The organism is Caldimicrobium sp. SLHALR3 (genome assembly GCF_058692735.1).
On record NZ_CP182484.1, the window covers coordinates 55,273 to 72,687 of the forward strand.

The 17,415-nt window shown below is 31.5% G+C and carries 23 protein-coding genes; 8 read left to right on the forward strand and 15 right to left on the reverse strand.

The window, feature by feature from the left end:
- The 5 genes from ACLGLP_RS00290 to ACLGLP_RS00310 all read right to left on the reverse strand — a co-directional run bounded on the left by ACLGLP_RS00290 (position 1) and on the right by ACLGLP_RS00310 (position 2,783).
- Positions 1–1,290: an alginate export family protein gene (locus tag ACLGLP_RS00290; RefSeq protein ID WP_492112953.1), complete on the reverse strand. Its 1,290-nt coding sequence runs from the start codon at positions 1,288–1,290 to the stop codon at positions 1–3.
- 16 nt (positions 1,291–1,306) lie between these two features.
- The gene (locus tag ACLGLP_RS00295) at positions 1,307–1,603 is read right to left on the reverse strand and encodes a CBS domain-containing protein (RefSeq protein WP_492112954.1); all 297 of its coding nucleotides are present in this window, start codon (positions 1,601–1,603) and stop codon (positions 1,307–1,309) included.
- Positions 1,604–1,728: 125 nt separating this feature from the next.
- On the reverse strand, positions 1,729–2,190 hold the full coding sequence (locus ACLGLP_RS00300) for a chloride channel protein (protein WP_492112955.1): 462 nt from the start codon (positions 2,188–2,190) through the stop codon (positions 1,729–1,731).
- A 1-nt stretch (position 2,191) separates the two neighbouring features.
- Positions 2,192–2,431 (reverse strand): chloride channel protein, encoded by a 240-nt coding sequence (locus ACLGLP_RS00305; protein ID WP_492112956.1) that lies wholly within the window; start codon positions 2,429–2,431, stop codon positions 2,192–2,194.
- Entirely contained in the window at positions 2,415–2,783 is a 369-nt protein-coding gene (locus tag ACLGLP_RS00310; protein WP_492113747.1) for a chloride channel protein, read from the reverse strand. Before ACLGLP_RS00310 ends, ACLGLP_RS00305 begins: the two co-directional genes overlap by 17 nt.
- On the opposite strand from ACLGLP_RS00310, the gene ACLGLP_RS00315 reads away from it, so the two are divergent.
- Entirely contained in the window at positions 2,737–2,949 is a 213-nt protein-coding gene (locus ACLGLP_RS00315; RefSeq protein ID WP_492112957.1) for a hypothetical protein, read from the forward strand. The genes ACLGLP_RS00310 and ACLGLP_RS00315 overlap by 47 nt on opposite strands.
- Positions 2,950–2,998: 49 nt before the next feature.
- On the opposite strand, the gene ACLGLP_RS00320 is transcribed toward ACLGLP_RS00315, so the two are convergent.
- From ACLGLP_RS00320 to rpmH, 9 genes are all read right to left on the reverse strand, one after another.
- On the reverse strand, positions 2,999–4,699 hold the full coding sequence (locus ACLGLP_RS00320; protein ID WP_492112958.1) for an EAL domain-containing protein: 1,701 nt from the start codon (positions 4,697–4,699) through the stop codon (positions 2,999–3,001).
- 78 nt (positions 4,700–4,777) lie between these two features.
- Positions 4,778–5,071, reverse strand: coding sequence for an Asp-tRNA(Asn)/Glu-tRNA(Gln) amidotransferase subunit GatC (gene gatC, locus ACLGLP_RS00325; RefSeq protein WP_492112959.1), 294 nt, complete (start codon positions 5,069–5,071; stop codon positions 4,778–4,780).
- Positions 5,056–5,850, reverse strand: coding sequence for a bifunctional hydroxymethylpyrimidine kinase/phosphomethylpyrimidine kinase (gene thiD, locus ACLGLP_RS00330; protein WP_492112960.1), 795 nt, complete (start codon positions 5,848–5,850; stop codon positions 5,056–5,058). Before thiD ends, gatC begins: the two co-directional genes overlap by 16 nt.
- 1 nt (position 5,851) lies before the next feature.
- Complete coding sequence (gene mnmE, locus ACLGLP_RS00335) at positions 5,852–7,252, reverse strand: tRNA uridine-5-carboxymethylaminomethyl(34) synthesis GTPase MnmE (RefSeq protein WP_492112961.1); 1,401 nt, start codon at positions 7,250–7,252, stop codon at positions 5,852–5,854.
- On the reverse strand, positions 7,253–7,891 hold the full coding sequence (locus ACLGLP_RS00340; protein ID WP_492112962.1) for a Jag family protein: 639 nt from the start codon (positions 7,889–7,891) through the stop codon (positions 7,253–7,255).
- A 21-nt stretch (positions 7,892–7,912) separates the two neighbouring features.
- Positions 7,913–9,529, reverse strand: a complete 1,617-nt coding sequence (yidC, locus tag ACLGLP_RS00345; protein WP_492112963.1) for a membrane protein insertase YidC — start codon at positions 9,527–9,529, stop codon at positions 7,913–7,915.
- A complete protein-coding gene (gene yidD, locus ACLGLP_RS00350) occupies positions 9,508–9,780 on the reverse strand; it encodes a membrane protein insertion efficiency factor YidD (RefSeq protein ID WP_492113748.1) in 273 nt (90 codons plus the stop codon). Before yidD ends, yidC begins: the two co-directional genes overlap by 22 nt.
- Positions 9,761–10,144 carry a ribonuclease P protein component gene (rnpA, locus tag ACLGLP_RS00355; protein ID WP_492112964.1) on the reverse strand — a complete coding sequence of 128 codons (384 nt, stop codon included), beginning with the start codon at positions 10,142–10,144 and terminating at the stop codon, positions 9,761–9,763. The genes yidD and rnpA overlap by 20 nt, the downstream gene beginning before the upstream one ends.
- A 20-nt stretch (positions 10,145–10,164) precedes the next feature.
- On the reverse strand, positions 10,165–10,299 hold the full coding sequence (gene rpmH, locus ACLGLP_RS00360) for a 50S ribosomal protein L34 (RefSeq protein WP_492112965.1): 135 nt from the start codon (positions 10,297–10,299) through the stop codon (positions 10,165–10,167).
- Positions 10,300–10,404: 105 nt separating this feature from the next.
- On the opposite strand from rpmH, the gene trpC reads away from it, so the two are divergent.
- The 7 genes from trpC to ACLGLP_RS00395 are packed head-to-tail and all read left to right on the forward strand — an operon-like array spanning position 10,405 to position 15,607.
- Entirely contained in the window at positions 10,405–11,205 is an 801-nt protein-coding gene (trpC, locus tag ACLGLP_RS00365; RefSeq protein WP_492112966.1) for an indole-3-glycerol phosphate synthase TrpC, read from the forward strand.
- On the forward strand, positions 11,189–11,569 hold the full coding sequence (gene hisI / locus ACLGLP_RS00370; RefSeq protein ID WP_492112967.1) for a phosphoribosyl-AMP cyclohydrolase: 381 nt from the start codon (positions 11,189–11,191) through the stop codon (positions 11,567–11,569). Before trpC ends, hisI begins: the two co-directional genes overlap by 17 nt.
- The gene (gene hisG, locus ACLGLP_RS00375; RefSeq protein WP_492112968.1) at positions 11,556–12,428 is read left to right on the forward strand and encodes an ATP phosphoribosyltransferase; all 873 of its coding nucleotides are present in this window, start codon (positions 11,556–11,558) and stop codon (positions 12,426–12,428) included. The genes hisI and hisG overlap by 14 nt, the downstream gene beginning before the upstream one ends.
- Positions 12,429–12,436: 8 nt before the next feature.
- A complete protein-coding gene (locus ACLGLP_RS00380; RefSeq protein WP_492112969.1) occupies positions 12,437–12,769 on the forward strand; it encodes a hypothetical protein in 333 nt (110 codons plus the stop codon).
- Positions 12,770–12,778: 9 nt separating this feature from the next.
- Positions 12,779–13,651, forward strand: a complete 873-nt coding sequence (locus ACLGLP_RS00385) for an HDOD domain-containing protein (RefSeq protein WP_492112970.1) — start codon at positions 12,779–12,781, stop codon at positions 13,649–13,651.
- 1 nt (position 13,652) lies between these two features.
- Positions 13,653–14,591, forward strand: coding sequence for a GGDEF domain-containing protein (locus ACLGLP_RS00390; RefSeq protein WP_492112971.1), 939 nt, complete (start codon positions 13,653–13,655; stop codon positions 14,589–14,591).
- The gene (locus ACLGLP_RS00395; protein ID WP_492112972.1) at positions 14,588–15,607 is read left to right on the forward strand and encodes a YeeE/YedE thiosulfate transporter family protein; all 1,020 of its coding nucleotides are present in this window, start codon (positions 14,588–14,590) and stop codon (positions 15,605–15,607) included. Before ACLGLP_RS00390 ends, ACLGLP_RS00395 begins: the two co-directional genes overlap by 4 nt.
- Before the next feature lie 9 nt (positions 15,608–15,616).
- Here the strand turns inward: ACLGLP_RS00395 and ACLGLP_RS00400 are convergent, their stop codons facing one another.
- The gene (locus ACLGLP_RS00400) at positions 15,617–17,344 is read right to left on the reverse strand and encodes an AMP-binding protein (RefSeq protein ID WP_492112973.1); all 1,728 of its coding nucleotides are present in this window, start codon (positions 17,342–17,344) and stop codon (positions 15,617–15,619) included.
- Between the last annotated feature and the right edge of the window lie 71 nt (positions 17,345–17,415).

Genomic DNA, 17,415 nt, shown 5'->3' on the forward strand with positions numbered 1-17,415 from the left:
CTAAAAAGAAAAAAGAAGCTGTAAGAAGCAGTTACTCAAAACAGAGCTTTTACTTGTGGTCTTTTTTACAAATTCTTCAGGAATAAAAAAACTATGGCCTGCTAAAATCTCTAAATGTTTAAATTTTTTCTCAAGAATAAAGTTTACTTCGTGCCCTAAGCTCTTTCCAGAAGAACCAGTTTTATCTCTCCTCCAAATGCCACCAGGGGAATACCAGGCATCCTTCTCTTTATCAAGCGTAAAGTAATGATATTCTGTTCGCAAAGTAAAAGCGGATGAGGGATGCAAAACCAAATCTATTCTGTGCTCCCTTATATTTCTCCAAAAAAATAAATTCATCCATCCACCGTAAAGAGTTGTATCTGCTCCACTAAAAATAGCATCAAATGTTTCGTGTTTCCCATCTTTTGGATTGTTATCTCCTGAGCCAACTACATATTGAACACTAAGCTGAGGCTTCCATGGTAAGTCTAAAAAGGTATATCCTAAAATAAAAACCAACCCATAAGCATCAGCTGTATCCCCTGCATAATCCCCAAACTCTTTTACAAAAATAACATCATAATTCCAGGGTTTTTTCTCCCCAACAAGTCTTAATCCAGCAAAATGAATATAGCTATTTCCAACTTTCTTTTCTCCCTTGACTTTTCCAGAAGTATCAGCTTTATAAACATAAAAAACTTCTAATGGAAAGTTTAAAAACTTATTGTAAATAGCAAAAGCTGTAACCCCGCTATAAGTTTTATCAGGCCAGATGTGAGGATCATGCAAAATGTAACGACCGAGAATAAAGTTACTTTCTAAGATTTTATTTCGCGAGATAAGTCTTACTGCATCCCATCTGTATCTTCCCGTATTTCCCCAATCCCCTGGACCAAAAATTCTCCTATCACCGAAAAGTAAGTTTTGTCTCCCCACACGAAAGCCAAAGTTGTGATTTATCCAGTATTCTATATAAAGTTCATTTATGTCTAAAGGATCATGATAAGGATTGTTTTTCCCTCTGTAATTTTTGTCAGAAACTGGAGAATCAACAATCTCTGAATCTTGAAGTTGAAGATAAATTTTAAATTTCTTAGAAATCTTTGATTCTATTTCTAATCTTAGTCTTGAAAGAAGATAACTCTCCTGCGATTTGGCTTTTAAATCTACTGTGTTGTAATTGTTTAAAAATTCATAACGAAGCCTGTAGGTCCCGCTTATCTCAAAAATTCTATTATCTCCAAAAGAAATACCTGTCCAAAACAGGCTTACAAAAATTAAACTCCAAAATAAAGACTTAAAATACATTACTTTATAATTATTTTTATTTTTTGGTTTCTCTTAAAGCTTTACCAATATCTGCCCTTGAGATAATTCCTATTAAATTTCCTTCTTTATCTGTAATAACCAATCTTCCTATACCTTCATTTATCATTATTTCAAGAGCTTGAGAAAGGGTAGCTTCTTTGTCAATAGAAATGATGTTTTTGGTCATAACTTCTTCTACTTTTTTAATATTCCATTCATTTTTGGGAATTTCACTCAAATCTGTTTTTGTAATAATACCAACTAATTTTTCCCCATCAAGAACAGGAAGTCCACTTATAAGGTGTTTTTGCATAAGATTTTGGGCTTCGCTAAGAGTTGATTTGCTTTGACCTTTAATTTTTCAAGAATAAAAATTCCAAGTTCTTTCTTATAAGCAGGGAAATCAAGAAGACTTTCAAACTGGCTGGGAAAGACACTCTATTTACCACTTAGATAATAGGATATAAAAACTAAAAGCATACCAGGAAATAAAAGGCTGTAACCACCAGTCATTTCAGCGATAAGAAGAAGGGTTGAAATTGGGGCTTTTGCTGCGCTTCCAAAAAGGGAAACCATACCTACTATCATAAAAGAGGAAATAGGAAGATTAAGAGAGGTATGTTGATTTAGAAATAGGGCATAAAAAGCTCCAGTTAAACCACCTATCATAACCGAGTGACCAAAAATACCTCCTGAACCGCCAGATCCAAGTGTAAAAGAGACTCCAAAGATTATTCCTAAAATTCCAAGAAAAACTTCTTTAAGATCCGCAATTTTTCCATCCATTATGAGCTGAAGCCAACCATATCCATTTCCAATAGCCATCGGAGTTAAAATTTCTATACATCCAGTAAAAAGTCCTCCTATAGAGGGTTTTAAATAAAAAGGAATTTTAAGCATATCAAATAGTCCTTTTATCACGAAAAAAAATCCAGATAAAAAACCTTACCACTAAGGCACAAAGTAATCCAAGTCCAATAAAAAAGAAAAGATGGATAGGCTCAAAGGATGAAGGAATGTCTGTTTTAAATATAGGTTGAAAACCAAAATGAAGTCCGTAAGTTATATAAGAAACGATACAAGCAATGAAGGAAAAAATAGCTACTTCAATGTCAAAGTCCTTTCTAAAAAAAGACTTCACCGCTTATAACAGCTCCTGCAAGAGGAGCTTTAAAAATGGCAGCAATACCTGCACCGAGTCCACCTGCAAGAAAGAGTCTTTTTTCTTTTTCAGAAAGTTTAAAATACTTAGCTAAATTTGAGCCTACTCCTGCTCCAATAAAAGCAATAGGTCCTTCTCTTCCAGAAACCCCTCCTGTACCTATAATAATAGCTGAAGTAAGTAGCTTAACAAAGGAATCCTTTAAGGATAATGGCTTTTGCTGATGAAAGGCATGAATGGCTGCATCTGTTCCAACACCAGCAGAGTGAGGAGATAAAAAATAAGTGATAATTCCTGAAAAAATCCTCCCAGAGCAACAATTAAAGGTAATCTATATAGGGGTTATTAAAAATGAAAATATAAGTTTCGCTATTCCCACCCTCGCCTGCGGGTTTTGGTTGAAAATACCCTACCAATCCTTCAAGGGCAAGGTGAGTAACGATTTTAATAGCATACATAAAGAAAATAGCAGAAATCCCTACACTAAGCCCAATTAATACAGAAAAAAGAATGTAATTTTTTTAAAAAGAAAAAATTTAAAATTCATCAATCTAAGGTTTTTACAATTTTTTCAAATTCCTCTAAAGGTATGGGCTTTGCCAAATAAAAACCCTGTAAGTAATCAATCCCAAGAATATATAATAAGTCTGCAAGCCTTTCTTCCTCTACATGCTCAGCAACTGTTTTCATCTCGAGTTCCTTTGCTATAAAGTTTATTGCCTTAACTACACTTACATGTCTTTTTGATTTCAAAATTTCTTTAACTATAGATCCATCTATTTTTAAGAAATCAGCTTCAACATTCACTAAATAAGACAAAGAAGCATATCCCATACCAAAGTCATCTATAGCAAAGTATATTTTTTCTTCCTTTATAGCTTTACTTAAAGGTAATAAAAGTTCCACATGTTCAATAAGGGAATGTTCGGTGATTTCAATAACTGGATAAACTTCATACTTTTCAACTATTTCTTTCAAAACTTTAATCTCTTCAATTAGTTTATTTATCTTTTTTAATCCCCTTAGTGTTTTATTTATAAATAGATATTTGTTTTTAAATAGTTTTAAAACCTTATCTTTATTTATTTTTTCAAAAACTATATCTTCAAGTTCGTCAATGTAGTCTTTTTCATTAGCAACCTTTATAAATTTTCCTGCACTTATTATTTCTCCTTTTTCATCAAGAATTCTTAAAAGAACCTCAGCTCCTACTATTTTTCTTTTTTCTGAATCAAAAATAGGCTGAATAAAAGGTAAAACCCTTTTCTCATAAATTGCTTTTTCTATTAAATTTTTAATTTGGAAATGTTCCTTAGATTCTTCCACAAACTTTTTATTAAAAATTTCCCATCTGTTTTTACCTTTGGTCTTAGCTCTTTTCAATGCAATTTCACAGGTTTCTAAAAGCTCAGAAGCTGTTTCACCATCGTGAGGATAAAAAGCAACTCCCAAGGAGGCTGTAAATTTTATAAATGACCCTTTATGCTTAAATTCATACTTCTTTATTAAATCCATTAAATTTTCTAATAACTCAAAAGTTTCAAGGAAGGTGCAATCGTAAAAGGCAATTAAAAATTCATCTTTTTTTCTTTTACCTAAAAATATTTTTGGATAGGTTAAATTATTCTTTAAATAGATGCCAAAATTTTCAAGCAGTATTTCTCCGATTTTAAACCCAATTTCAAAGCTTAATTCTAAAAAGTCATCTATATCAAGTAAAATAACAGCAATGGTTTTAGTTTTCCCTAAAAGTAATATATATTCATCTAAAAGCTTTAAAAATTCTTCTTTTGTAAGAATGTGCTCCTCTATGCTATCTAAAACTTCTTTTTCAAAGGGTTGTTCTTTTTTTAACTTTTCATTTACAAAGTTGAGAAATTTTTTGTCAAAAGTTTTAAAGTGTTCATAAGTAGCCTTTTCAAAAAATTCTAAAGCATCAACTAAATATTCCTTTCCTTCTTTTCTTTTTATTAAAATTTCTGCTATTCCCTTTTTTATAAATTCGTGTTCTTTTTTGTGTTTTTCAAAATCTGGCCATTGCACTTTTTCCATTAAGGCTTCTTCGGTAGATAAATGTTCTACTATCTGATCAATGAGTTCGTCAATAATTTTATTAATCTTTTCTTTTGAATAACCAAGTTTTTGAGAAGAATAAAGTAAATATGTTAATTCAGCTAACTTTTTATGTTGTTCATCTAATTTTTTGACTTCTAAAATAAGTTCTTTCCATTCTGAAAATTCTCCCATTTTTTATTCTGGTTAAATAATTTTTTGGTTTAATTATACTTGAAATAGATTAAAGATAAATGATTTTTTAAAAAATTTTTACGGAGCTTTTACTACTTTAGGAACAACTATCATTCTTTCATAAAGTTGAGGTGCATTTTTTAGAATATCTTCTATATACGGAAATTCTTTAACTTCATCTTCTCTAAAAGGTGTTTCAACTTTTAAGGTATGGAAGGTGGGAGCTACATTTTCTGTGTCAAGAGTCTGTAGTTTTTTGAAATAGTCTAAAATTCTTGAAAGTTCTTCAGTTAAGACCTTTGCCTCCTCTTCGTTAAGTTCAAGCCTGCAAAGATGAGCAATTTTATAAACCTCTTCTAAAGAAATAGCCATATCTTTCCTCCCAATTTTTCTTTCTCTGCTTTTTTAAGTTTTAAGTATAACCAATTTTTTGCCTTTTTAAAAGCCTTTTCCGGGTTATAACCTAATATTAAATAAGAAAGAAGTGCTGAAGAAAAGGCACATCCTGTTCCGTGAAAGTTTCCAGCTATCTTTTTTTTCTTAAAAAAGAAATTTTTTTCTTGGCTAAAAAATAAGTCCCATACGAATTGAGATTCTAACCAGCCAGTTATAATCACTACTTTTGGACCAAGTTTAGTTATTTTTTTAGCTATCTCTAACATATCTTCTCTTCTTTTAATAGGTTTTTCTGTTAAAATTTCTGCCTCTAATATGTTTGGAGTTATAAAATCGACAAAGGGTAAGATTTCCTCTTTTAAAACCTCTATAAAATCTGAGGAAGAAAAGAGCTCGTAATTTAAAGTTGCTTTAAGCACTGGATCAAGAACAACCCAGTCAATGTTTTTTCTTTCTTTTCTTAAAAATTCTCCAAGAATTTTTGCGTTTTCAGGAGTTCCTATCATTCCTATTTTAACTCCTAAAACAGGAAGATCTTCAAAAATAAGGTTTAAAGAATCCTTAAGGTATTCTGAAGAAGTAGCTTCCCATCCTTTGAAAACTGAAGTATTTTGTAAGGTTAAAGTTAAAGGAATACCTGCTCCTTTAAGCCCAAAAAGACCGAAAACTTTGATATCAAGAAGAACTCCTGCTCCGCCTGTTGGGTCAAATCCAGCTACACTTAAAACTATTCCTTTTTTTCCCAATTCTTTCATTTTATTTTCCGATACAGAAAGTTGAAAAGATTTGAGTTAAAACATCCTCAGTGGTTACTTCTCCTATTATTTCAGAAAGGCTTGAAACTGCAGATCTTATTTCAATTGCTACAAGCTCTGGGAGTGGATTAGGTTTTTCAAGTTCTTTAAGGGCATTTAAAAGATACTCCTTAGCAGCCTCAAGTGCAACTTTTTGTCTAAGGTTAGGAACTACCTCCGGAACTTCCCTCCCTTTTTCTGAGGTTATCTTTTCAGAGATTTTTTTACACAAAACATCAAGATTTTTCCCCTCTTTAACTGAAATTTCTAAAAATTCCTCAATACCCCATTTGGCAAGCTCTTTTTTCCATTCTTCTAAGTGATTTGGTTTGATGTCTATTTTATTCAAAACCACTAAGTGAGGAAAATTTTTAACTTCTTTATAAATCTTGTAATCTTCTTCAGAGGGGTGTTCGCTCACATCAACTAAAAACAGTATAAGGTCAGCCTCTTTAAACTTCTTTTTTGCTCTTTCTACTCCTATTTTTTCTACTATATCTTCTGTCTCTCTGAGTCCTGCTGTATCTATAAGTTTTACTGGAAGTCCTTCAATAGTTGCTTCTTCTTCCAAAAAGTCTCTTGTGGTTCCTGGAATAGGAGTAACGATAGCTCTTTCTTCTTTTAAAAAAGCATTCATTAAAGAGGATTTTCCTACATTGGGTTTTCCAGCTATAACTAAACTTATCCCTTCTTTGTAAATTTTTCCCTCTTCATAGTTTTTAATAAGGGTATCAATTGTGGGTAAGATTTTTTCTTTTATTTTTTGAGATAGTTTTTCTGGTTCCATTATTTCTATATCTTCTTCTGGAAAGTCTATAGCACTTTCAACCAAAACAAGAATTTCCATAAGTTCGTTTTTTAGATAAATTATCTTTTCTGAGAGTTTTCCCATAAGTGTATTTAAAGCAAGATTAAGGGCTGTTTCAGTTTTTGCTGAAACGAGTTCTTGTATGGCTTCTGCTTGAGAAAGATCTATTCTACCATTAAGATAGGCTCTGAGAGTAAATTCTCCTGGTTCTGCCGGTCTTGCACCTGCCAAAAAAACAAGTTCTAATATCTTTTTTAATATGTAATATCCGCTGTGTGCATATATTTCTACTACATCTTCGCGAGTGTAAGTTTTTGGTTTTTTCATATAAACAGCAAGAACTTCATCTATAACCTTTCCATCCCTTGGATCAACAATGAAACCGTAATAAAGCCTATGCGACTCAAAATCAGTTCTTGGTTTAAGTGGACGAAATATTTTTTTGAGTATAGAAAGAGCAGAATCTCCGCTTATTTTAATTACACCAATAGCCCCCCTTCCAGGAGGGGTTGCAATAGCAGCTATGGTATCTTCTGTGTAAAGCTTAGGTCTCAACTAATCTTTCCAATTTAATATAACCTTCTTTTGTTTTCCTTCTCCTTCAATTTTGTAATCTATGTTTTCTTCCTGTTTTATAAGATTTATTACAATTTTTTGTTCTCTTTGAGAGCTTATTTTTATTATTTGAGGTTCTTTAGTATTTTTAATTTTTTCAATGGCTTTTTTTACTGCATTAACCAGCTTTTTTTCTTTTTCTATGTCAATACCTTCTGGTTTTAGAACTATTTTTGGTCCAACTCCTAAAGCTCTGGCTACTACTTTATTGGTTAAAAACTCAAGTGCTGTTAAAGGCTCTGCACCATTTTGAATTAAATACTTTACATCTTCTCCTGAAAGAAGAATTTCTACTTGCATTTTATCCTTAAGGATGTTTGTTTTTGCTTCAATCTGAAGGTTTGCATAATTTAACACATCTTTGACAAACATAAGTGCACGGTTTGCCCTTTCTGAAAGAACTTTCTCAGCTTTTATTTTAGCTCTAACTCTTATTTTTTTACCTGGAAGACCCAAAAGACCTGAAGAAGAAGTAACTTCTAAAATTTCTAATTCTAAGTCCTCTGGAACACAACCCAATTCTTGACAAGCAATTTCAAGCAATTGATCTAAACTCTTTCCCTCCAGTTCTTTTTCCATCATAACCCCTCCATTTTAAAATTATTTTTTAAGAAGTCTAATTGTAAAAATTTGTTGTATAATGGATAAGATGTTATTCACAAACCAGTATAAAACTAATCCAGAAGGGAAATTTACAAAAAGAATTATAAAAAACAGAGGCATAAAAAGCATCAGCTTATTTTGTAAAGGATCTGTAGAGGTAGGTGTAAGTTTTTGCTGAATAAACATAGAAGCACCCATTAAAAGAGTAAGCAGAGGTATTCCCCCTAAATAGGGTATGTGAAAATTCCCTACATAAAGTCTTTCAGGAGCACTTAAATCATCAATCCACAACATAAAAGGAGCATGTCTCAATTCAATTGCCATAAGTAATACCTTATAAAAGGCTATAAATATGGGAATTTGAATAAGTATAGGTAGACATCCCGAAAAGGGATTTATTTTGTATGCTTTGTAAACATTCATTAATTCTTTATTTAAGGTCTGAGGATCATCCTTGTATTTCTCTCTAAGTCTTTGAATAATAGGCTGGATCTCCTGCATCCTTTTCATACTTTTATAACTTATGTGATTTAAAGGAAAAAACAAAACCCTTAATAAAATGGTTACAAAAATAATGTCCCAGCCAAAATTGTGGGTAAACTGATGACTAAATTTTAAAATATAAAGAAGTGGTTTTGCTATGAAATCAAAAATTCCAAAATAAAGAGCCTTCCCTAAAAGTGGATATTCTTTTTTCATTTCCTCTATTTTCTTAGGTCCCATATAGAGTTTAAATTTATAAATTATCTCCTCTCCAGGTTTGAGTTCAAAGGCAGGAGACCATAAAATAAATTCCTGAGTATTCTTATCAATCTTTCTAAAAGTTGCTCTATAATTCATCTTTTCAGAATTTTGGGGAATCACTGCTACCATAAAATAGGTATCCTCATATCCTAAATACTTCAAAATTCCTTCATATTCTTCTATATTATCTCTTAACTTTACTTCGTTCAAATGATCTGTATAGTAAAACGGACCTTTAAACACATATTTTGTTCCATCTGAAAATGGAGAAAAAACTCCTCTTACAAGAATTCTATCCTTGATGATGTTATTTCCCTTATTTAGTACTCTAAAAGAAACATCAACAAAATACGAATCTCTTTTAAAAATAAAGCTCTTTTCTAAGATTATATCCTTAAAAGCACTTGTGAAATTTAAGTTCTCAATAGTTGAATTTTCAAAGGAAAAATTGTTTTTTTCAGGACCCTTATAGTTTATTATAGCTACCTCTGGAGCTCTTGCAAAATAAATTTCTAAAGGAAGTGATTCAGAGGGAGAAGATACAAGTTCTACAGGTTCGTTTTTGTTTTTTTCTTTAGAATAATTTTTCAGCTGAAATTTATTAAATCTTGCACCTAAGGAAGTGATTACTGCTTCATATTTGGGGGAATTTATAGTGTAAGTGTTTAAACTATCTGTAAAGGTTTTAGAAATATTTATTTTTTCAAGTTTTACTTCTTTTTTAGAAAAGCTTTCTTCTTTTTGAACTTGTGTGTTATTGGTAACATTTTGCAGTGGTTGTGGAGAGGGCACAAGTTTCATGTAAAAATAGTTGAAAATGATAATAACCGCAATTGAAAGAATAACAGCTAAAAGCACTCTTTTTTCCATGGAATTTTTTCCTCCTTTTTTGAAGAATTCGCACAAACCGGATCATAACCTCCTGAAGAAAAGGGATGACACCTAAGAAGTCTTTTAAAACCTAAATAACTACCCTTAAGGATACCAAATTTTTCTATGGCTTCTTTAATATATTCGCTACAGGAAGGATAAAACCTGCAATTAACACCAAAGTAAGTGAAAAAAACAGGAGAAATAAATCTTTGATAAAGGGCAATAGATTTAATTATCAACTCTTTTATCATGGAAAGAAATCTCTTTTTTCCTCAAGGAAAGAAGTTTTTCTTTTACTATCTCCAAAAATTCTTTATATTTCAAATTAAGCAAATTTGGGTGAGGAATTATTATTATATCACAATTTTCAGGGAACCAATCCTTGTTTCTTCTAAAAAGTTCTCTTATCCACCTTTTTATTTTGTTTCTTTGTGTGGCTTTTTTGATTTTTTTAGAAACAACTATCCCAAGCCTTCTATAATTCAATTCGTTTGGCGTATACATAATTAACAAAATTGAATCAATCCAAAGCTTTTTACCATTTTTAAAAACTTTTTCAAATTCCTTATTTTTTCTGAGTCTCTCTTTTTTAGATAGTCCTTCTTTTTTCACGCACGAAGTTTAAACTAAAATTAGACGGTAAGACGCCAGCGTCCTTTTCTTCTTCTGTTTTTGAGAATTCTTCTCCCAGAACGGGTTTTCATTCTTGCTCTAAATCCATGTCTTCTTTTCATCTTTATTCTGCTTGGCTGATAGGTCCTTTTCATAAGATCCCCCACAAGAAAAATTTTTTCTAAATTTTTAAAGATATTAACATCTTTTAAAAATTTTTCTACAGTTTAAAATAAGGAAAAAACCTTTTAAAGGTTACTATGAAAAATTATAAAATCAACGAGGTTTTAAATCAGATTTTAGTAGAAAAATATTATGAGGTTTTAAAAAGAAAACAAAAAGGGCTTTACTTTAGACCCTTCTGGGATAGAACACCCATTGATTTTAAAGAATATCTTTTAAGAGAAAAATTTGTTATTATTGCAGAAGTAAAAAGAAGAACTCCTCTAAATGACGATTTTAGAGCTGATTTCAATCCTCTTTTTTTAGCGGAAGCTTATGAAAGAGGAGGAGCAAAGGCAATTTCAGTAATTACTGAAGAAATATATTTTGGAGGGTCTTTGGAATATTTAGCAAGTATAAGAAGTAGAACCACGCTTCCCATTTTAAGAAAGGACTTTATTCTTGATCCTATTCAAATTGAAGAAGCAAAGGCTTTTGGAGCAGATGTAGTTTTACTAATAAGCTCAATTCTTGATGAAAAGGAACTTTCAGAACTAATAAAGTATGCAAAAAAACTCAATCTTTCAAGTATTGTAGAGATTCATAATGAAGAAGATCTTGAAAAGGCTTTAAATGCTGGAAGTTCAATTATAGGTATAAATAACAGAAATCTTGCTAATCTTAAGGTAGATATAAAACAGAGTCTTAAACTTTTCCCTCTTATTCCTAAAGGTATTCCTGTAATTGCAGAAAGTGGTTATAATAGTGCTGAGGAACTTAAAAATTTAAAAAAATTGGGATTCAAAGGGGTTTTGATAGGAACTTCTTTGGTAAAAAGTTTAGATCCTGAAAAAAAACTCAGAGAATTTGTGGAGGGGTTGAATGCAGTACAGTCCTAACTTTGAAAAGGGTGGGGGTTTGGTCCCTGCAATTGTGCAAGATTATAATTCTGGAAAGGTTTTGATGCTTGGTTTTATTAATAAATTAGCCTGGGAAAAAACTTTAGAAACTGGGCTTGTCCATTTTTATAGCAGAACGAGAAACAAAATCTGGCTTAAAGGTGAAACCTCAGGGCATTATTTAGTAGTAAAAGAAATTTATGTTGATTGTGATGAAGATACTATTCTTTTTAAAGTTGAACCAAAAGGACCTGTTTGTCACGAGGGATATATGAGTTGTTTTTTTAGAAAACTTGAAAATAATAGGCTTAAAATTGTTGAAGAGAAATTGTATAATCCGGAGGAGGTTTATGGAAAAGCTTAAATTTGGAATTCCCAAAGGAAGCCTTGAAAAAGCAACTATTGAACTTTTTGAAAAAGCTGGGTGGACAATAGAGGTGCATCACAGAAATTATTTTCCAGAAGTTGACGATCCAGAGTTAGAAATGGTAATATGCAGACCTCAGGAGATGAGCAAATATGTAGAGGCTGGTATTCTTGATGCAGGAATTACAGGAAAGGACTGGATTTTAGAAAATGAATCAAAAGTAGTAGTTGTTGAGGATCTTATTTATTCAAAAATAAGTAAAAAACCTGCAAGATGGGTTCTTGCAGTAAAAGAAGACTCAGGTATTGAAAAACTCGAAGATCTCAGAAATAAAAAAATAAGCACCGAGCTTGTTAATTTTACGAAGAAGTTTTTTGAACAAAGGGGGATTCCTGTTGAAGTAAGTTATTCTTGGGGAGCAACAGAAGCAAAGGTAGTTCAAAATTTGGCAGATGCAATTGTTGAAGTAACTGAAACAGGAACTACTATAAAAGCCCACGGACTAAAAATAATCTATGAACTTCTTGTAACTTACCCTCAGCTTATTGCTAATGAAAAAGCCTGGCAGAATGAATGGAAAAGAAGGAAAATAAAGCAAATTGCAGTTTTACTCAAAGGTGCTTTAAATGCTCATAAAAAAGTAGGATTAAAAATGAATGTTCCTGAAGAAAGTTTAGAAAAGGTAATTCAAATTTTACCAAGCATAACTTCTCCTACCATTTTTCCACTTTATAATAAAAAATGGTATGCTTTAGAGGTAGTAGTTTCTGAGAAAGAGGTAAGAGAACTTGTGCCAAAGCTTTTAGAACTGGGAGTTCAAGGAATTATTGAGTATAGTCTTAACAAAGTTATATAGGAAAGCAGATGCAAAGACTTCCTTTATATTACATAAAACCTGGCATGAGAACTTATGAAGAAGTTATTGATGCTAATGGAAGAGTTCTATGTGGAAAAGGAGTAGAAATAACCGAAGAGCATATCAAAAAGTTTGAAGAATTTGGGGTAACCTTTGTTACCGTTGAAGGAAATCCAGTTAAACTTCCTTGGGAAAAAAGCTTGGAAGAAGAGTTAAAAGAGCTGGAAGAAAGATTTGAAGGCATAAAAGACGAAAATCTTCTTGAAATAAAAAGACTTTTTAAAGAATTTTTAGAAGAAAAGCATAAAAAACTAACAATTTCTGAAGACACCACAAAATAGTAATTAAAAATGAACCCTGATCTTTTGGAAAAAAGAAAAGCAATTAAGAAAAAGCTTAGAAAACTTGAAGGACTCCCTACACTTCCTCCCATTGTTCAAAAACTTAATGTTATGATAGAGGACGAAAAAACTTCCATTCATCAAATTGCAGATCTCATAGAAAAAGATCAGGTCATAACTACAAAATTGTTAAGATTAGCTAACTCAGCTTTTTATGGATTTCCCAAAAAAGTAAGCACTGTGAGAAATGCACTCATGCTTCTTGGATTCAATGTAGTGAAAGTTTTAATTCTTACATCCTCTATTTTTGACATTATCTATAAAGAAGATGTAGGGCTTTGGGAACATTCTATAGGTGTTGCAGCTTGTTCCAAAATTCTTGCAGAAAAACTGGGATTGAAAGAACCTCAAGAGGTAGCCACATCTGGTCTTCTCCATGACCTCGGAATAATTATCCAAAAAGTGGTGTTTAAAGATGATTATGAAAAAATAAATGAACTGGTAAAAAATGGTATGGATGCCCTTTCTGCAGAAAAAGAAATTCTTGGAATTGATCACGCAGAAATGGGGAGCTTCCTTATGAGAAGCTGGAATTTACCTGATAGATTAGTAGAAGCAGTAGATGCTCATCACGAGCTTGAAAGAGCTAAGGAATTTAAAAAAGAAGCAGCTATAGTTCATCTTTCAGATATTTTGATTCATGTAAGAGGTTATGGAACATCTCTTTATAAAAAAGTGCCACCTTTACAGGAAAAGGCTTTAAAAATTTTAAAACTAAACCTTTTAGAAATAAAGGACATCTTTTTTAAATTGGAACCCAAGCTTTACGAATTAAAATTTTTTACCGAAGAGCTTAAAAGAGAAATAGAGCCAATTAGTTAAAATGTTTCTCTCAAAAAAACTTATTTATGCTTTTATTAAAAAGAATAAACCTTTAAAAGAGTGGAAAAATGCCCTCATTCCATTTTTAAAAAGCAAGTATGCTTTCAAAACTTTCTACGATTTCAAAAAATTTCTAAATGCTTTTTTCTTTAATCCTCCTTCTATAGTGTTGTACTATTATCCTAAAGACAAAGAGGGCTTAAAAAAGGTTATAGAAATTAAAAAGAGTTTTAATTTAATTAGTATCCCTCTGATCTTAATCCTTGATGAGCTTGATTTTGATCTTTTATTTTCTATAGCTGACTGGACAGATGACTTTTTTATTTTAAGTGATAAAACTGAAGAAGCCTATCTCAGAATTGAATATGCTTTAAAAAAGCTTGACAGAATTTCAGATAATAATCCTTTAACGGGTCTTCCTGGAAATACATCAATTTCAAAGGCAATAGAAAGACTAATGGATAGTTTAAAACCTTATGCAGTAGCTTATGTAGATCTTGATAATTTTAAAGCTTATAATGATGCTTACGGGTTTACTGCAGGAGATGAAATGATTAAAAATCTGGCAAGAATCCTTGTAAACGCTTTATCTGAATTTTCAAAGAATGATCATTTTGTTGGACATATAGGAGGGGATGATTTTGTATTTATTGTACCTTTGGAAAAGGTCGAAGAAATTTCTAAAGAAATTATAAAACGTTTTGAGCTTCTTTTACCTTCATTTTTAAAGGAGGAGGATTTAAAAAGAGGATATTTTGTTTCATTGAGTAGAACAGGAGAGGTCTCTAAAATACCCCTTCCCTCAATTTCTATAGCTATAGTGCCTGTCTGGAAGGGAAAGTTTAAACACATTGGAGAAATCTCTGCAAGGGCAGCAGAAGTTAAAAAGGTAGTAAAATCCTTAGAAGGTAGCAACTACTTTATAGATAGAAGAAAATGAGCTGGAATTCTGTCATCGGTGGATTAGTGCTGAGTGTTTTGGTAATTCTTTTAGAATTTTATGGTATTCCTCTAAATATCATAGAAAGCTTTTATAACAGTTCATTAATATTAATTGTATTAGGTCTTATAGGAGGAGCTTTTATATCTTCTTGTTTTAGCAATAACTTTGGATTTAAAATACCTCCTAAAATTGAAGTATTTAAAGCAATTTTCGCAGGAATTTTAATGGGAATGGGTTCTGCTTTGGCTTTTGGAGATAATATAGGAGGATTTTATACTGCTACAGCTAATCTTTCGGCAAGCGGACTTACCATGTTTGGAGGACTAATTGTAGGAACATTAATAGGAATAAGGTATTTAATCTGGGAATCAGAAAAATTTCCTTCTAAAGGTGGAATAAATGTTTATATTAAAAAATTTGGATTTTTTATGGGTTTAGCTGTTATTTTTATTATTTTATGGGGAAGTTTAAAGCAATTTTTATTAATTTTTTCAGCTTTGGCGGGATTTTTCTTCCATAGAAGTAAACTTTGCATGGCAAAGGCATTAAGAGAACCTTTTGTCTCTGGAGAATCTTTCATGACAAGAGGTTTTGCTGTAAGTTTGCTTATAGCAGTGGTTGGTATTTCTTACTTAAAATTTGCAAAAATTCAGGATCCAGGATTTTATGTACTTCCCGCATTTATGTTAGGCTCTTTTATAGGAGGTATTTTATTTGGTTTGGGTATGATTTTAGCAGATAGCTGTGCTCTGAGTATGTTATGGAAGCTTGGAGAAGGACAACTTAAGATGTTAATTGTATTAGTATTTTTTATTTTGGGAAATTTTGTGTCAAAATCTTATTTAAATAATATCTTAATGCTCTGGGGAAAAAATTATTTTTGGAAAAAAGTCTTTTTAGCAGAGTATTTAACTTATTCTGGAGCTATTTTAACTATCGTTGCAATTATTTTGTTATGGCTTATTTTTTCTGAGTGGGCAAGAAAAACCAAAAAATTTGTTATAAAGATTTAAAAATTTATTCTATTTTTTGAAAAGTTCATTGTAGAAATATTCGTAAATTCCTCTTTCGTTTCTTTTTTTCTTTTCTTCTTCAAACATTTTAAGTTCTTTTCTTTTTATTTTACCACTTATAGTTTTTGGAAGACTTTCAACAAATTCTATTATTCTTGGGACTTTAAATTTAGCAAGAATTTCTTGGCAATGTTTAAAAAGTTCTTTGGCTATTTCTTCAGAGGGTTGATATCTTGGTTTTAAAACTACGAAAGCTTTTACTATCTGCCATCTTATGGGATCAGGGCTTCCTACCACTGCTACTTCTGCCACTGCAGGATGTTCAAGTAGAACACTTTCAACCTCAAAAGGTCCTACTCTGTAATCTGAGGTTTTAATCACATCATCTGCCCTTGCTACAAACCACCAGTAGCCGTTTTCGTCAAAATAGGCTTTATCTCCGGTTAAATAATAGTTCTTAATAAAGGCATCCTCTCTATTGTTGCCAAAATACTCCTTTAAAAGACCCAAAGGTTTTCTATTCAATTTAACTGCTATATTACCTGTAGTATTTGGAGTTTGAATTTCTTTTAAATTATCGTCTAAAAGAACTATTTCATACATAAAAGTGGGTTTCCCAAAAGAACCAGGGGATATTTTTTCTTTAAACCAAGGAGGATTACCAATCATTGCAGTACTTTCAGTTTGTCCATAAAAATCTCTGATTTCGATTCCTGTCCATTCTTTCCATTTTTTAATTATTTCTGGATTTAAAGGTTCTCCAGCACTTACTGCTTCTCTTAAATTTTTAAATTTTAGTCCCTTTTTTTCAATATCCACAAGAACAAACATTCTCCAAGCAGTAGGTGGAGCGCAGAAAGTATTTACTTTGTAATAATCTATAGTTTCTAAGTATTTTTCTGGATTAAACCTTTTGAAATGTATCCCTAAAACAGTTGCCCCTACAGAAAAAGGAGCAAAAAAGGAACTCCAAGCAAATTTTGCCCACCCTGCTGCACTTAAATTGTTGTGAAGGTCCTCTGGTTTTATGTTTATTATAGAAGCGGTTGAAAGATGCCCAAGTGGATAACTTACAGCCGTATGAATTACACCTTTTGGTAATCCAGTAGTTCCTGAAGTAAAAAAACAAAAGATAGGATCATCTGCACTTGTATTTTCCCCTTCACAATTTGTCGGTTCTATACAGTTTATTGACTCCCATCCTTTTTTCTCCCCAACAACAATTTTTACTTTTGGTTTAAATTTAATAATTTCCAAAACCTTATCAACAATTTCTGCTGAATACTCATCTGCTATGATTGCAGAAGGTTTGGCAATTTTAAATCTATACTCTAAATCTCTTTCTTTAAGTATGTTTGCATGGGGAACACCTATGAATCCACCTTTTACAGCAATGTAATGGCAGAACCAAACTTCAGGAATTAAGGGCAACATAAAATGAAAAAACTCACCTTTTTTAACTCCCCTTTTCCTTAAAAACTCTATTATACCATTTGAAATCTTAGCAAAATCTTTGTAAGTATATTTTTTTTCTTCTCCAGTGTCTAAATCAACCCAGTAAAGTGCTATTTTTTCACCGTTATTCTTAACATGAATTCCTTCAAAAATTTCTTGAGCCCAATTAAATTTTTCAATTTTTAATTTATTAAGTTTTTCAAAAAATTTTTGAAATTTTTCTTCTTTTTCCGAATCTTCCAATTTTGTTATTTCTATAAACTCTTCAAAAATATCCCTCATTTTTTTTAAACCTCTACCAAAAATTTTGGAAAGATTATTATAAGTAAAAATTTTAGAAAGTCAAAGTAAAA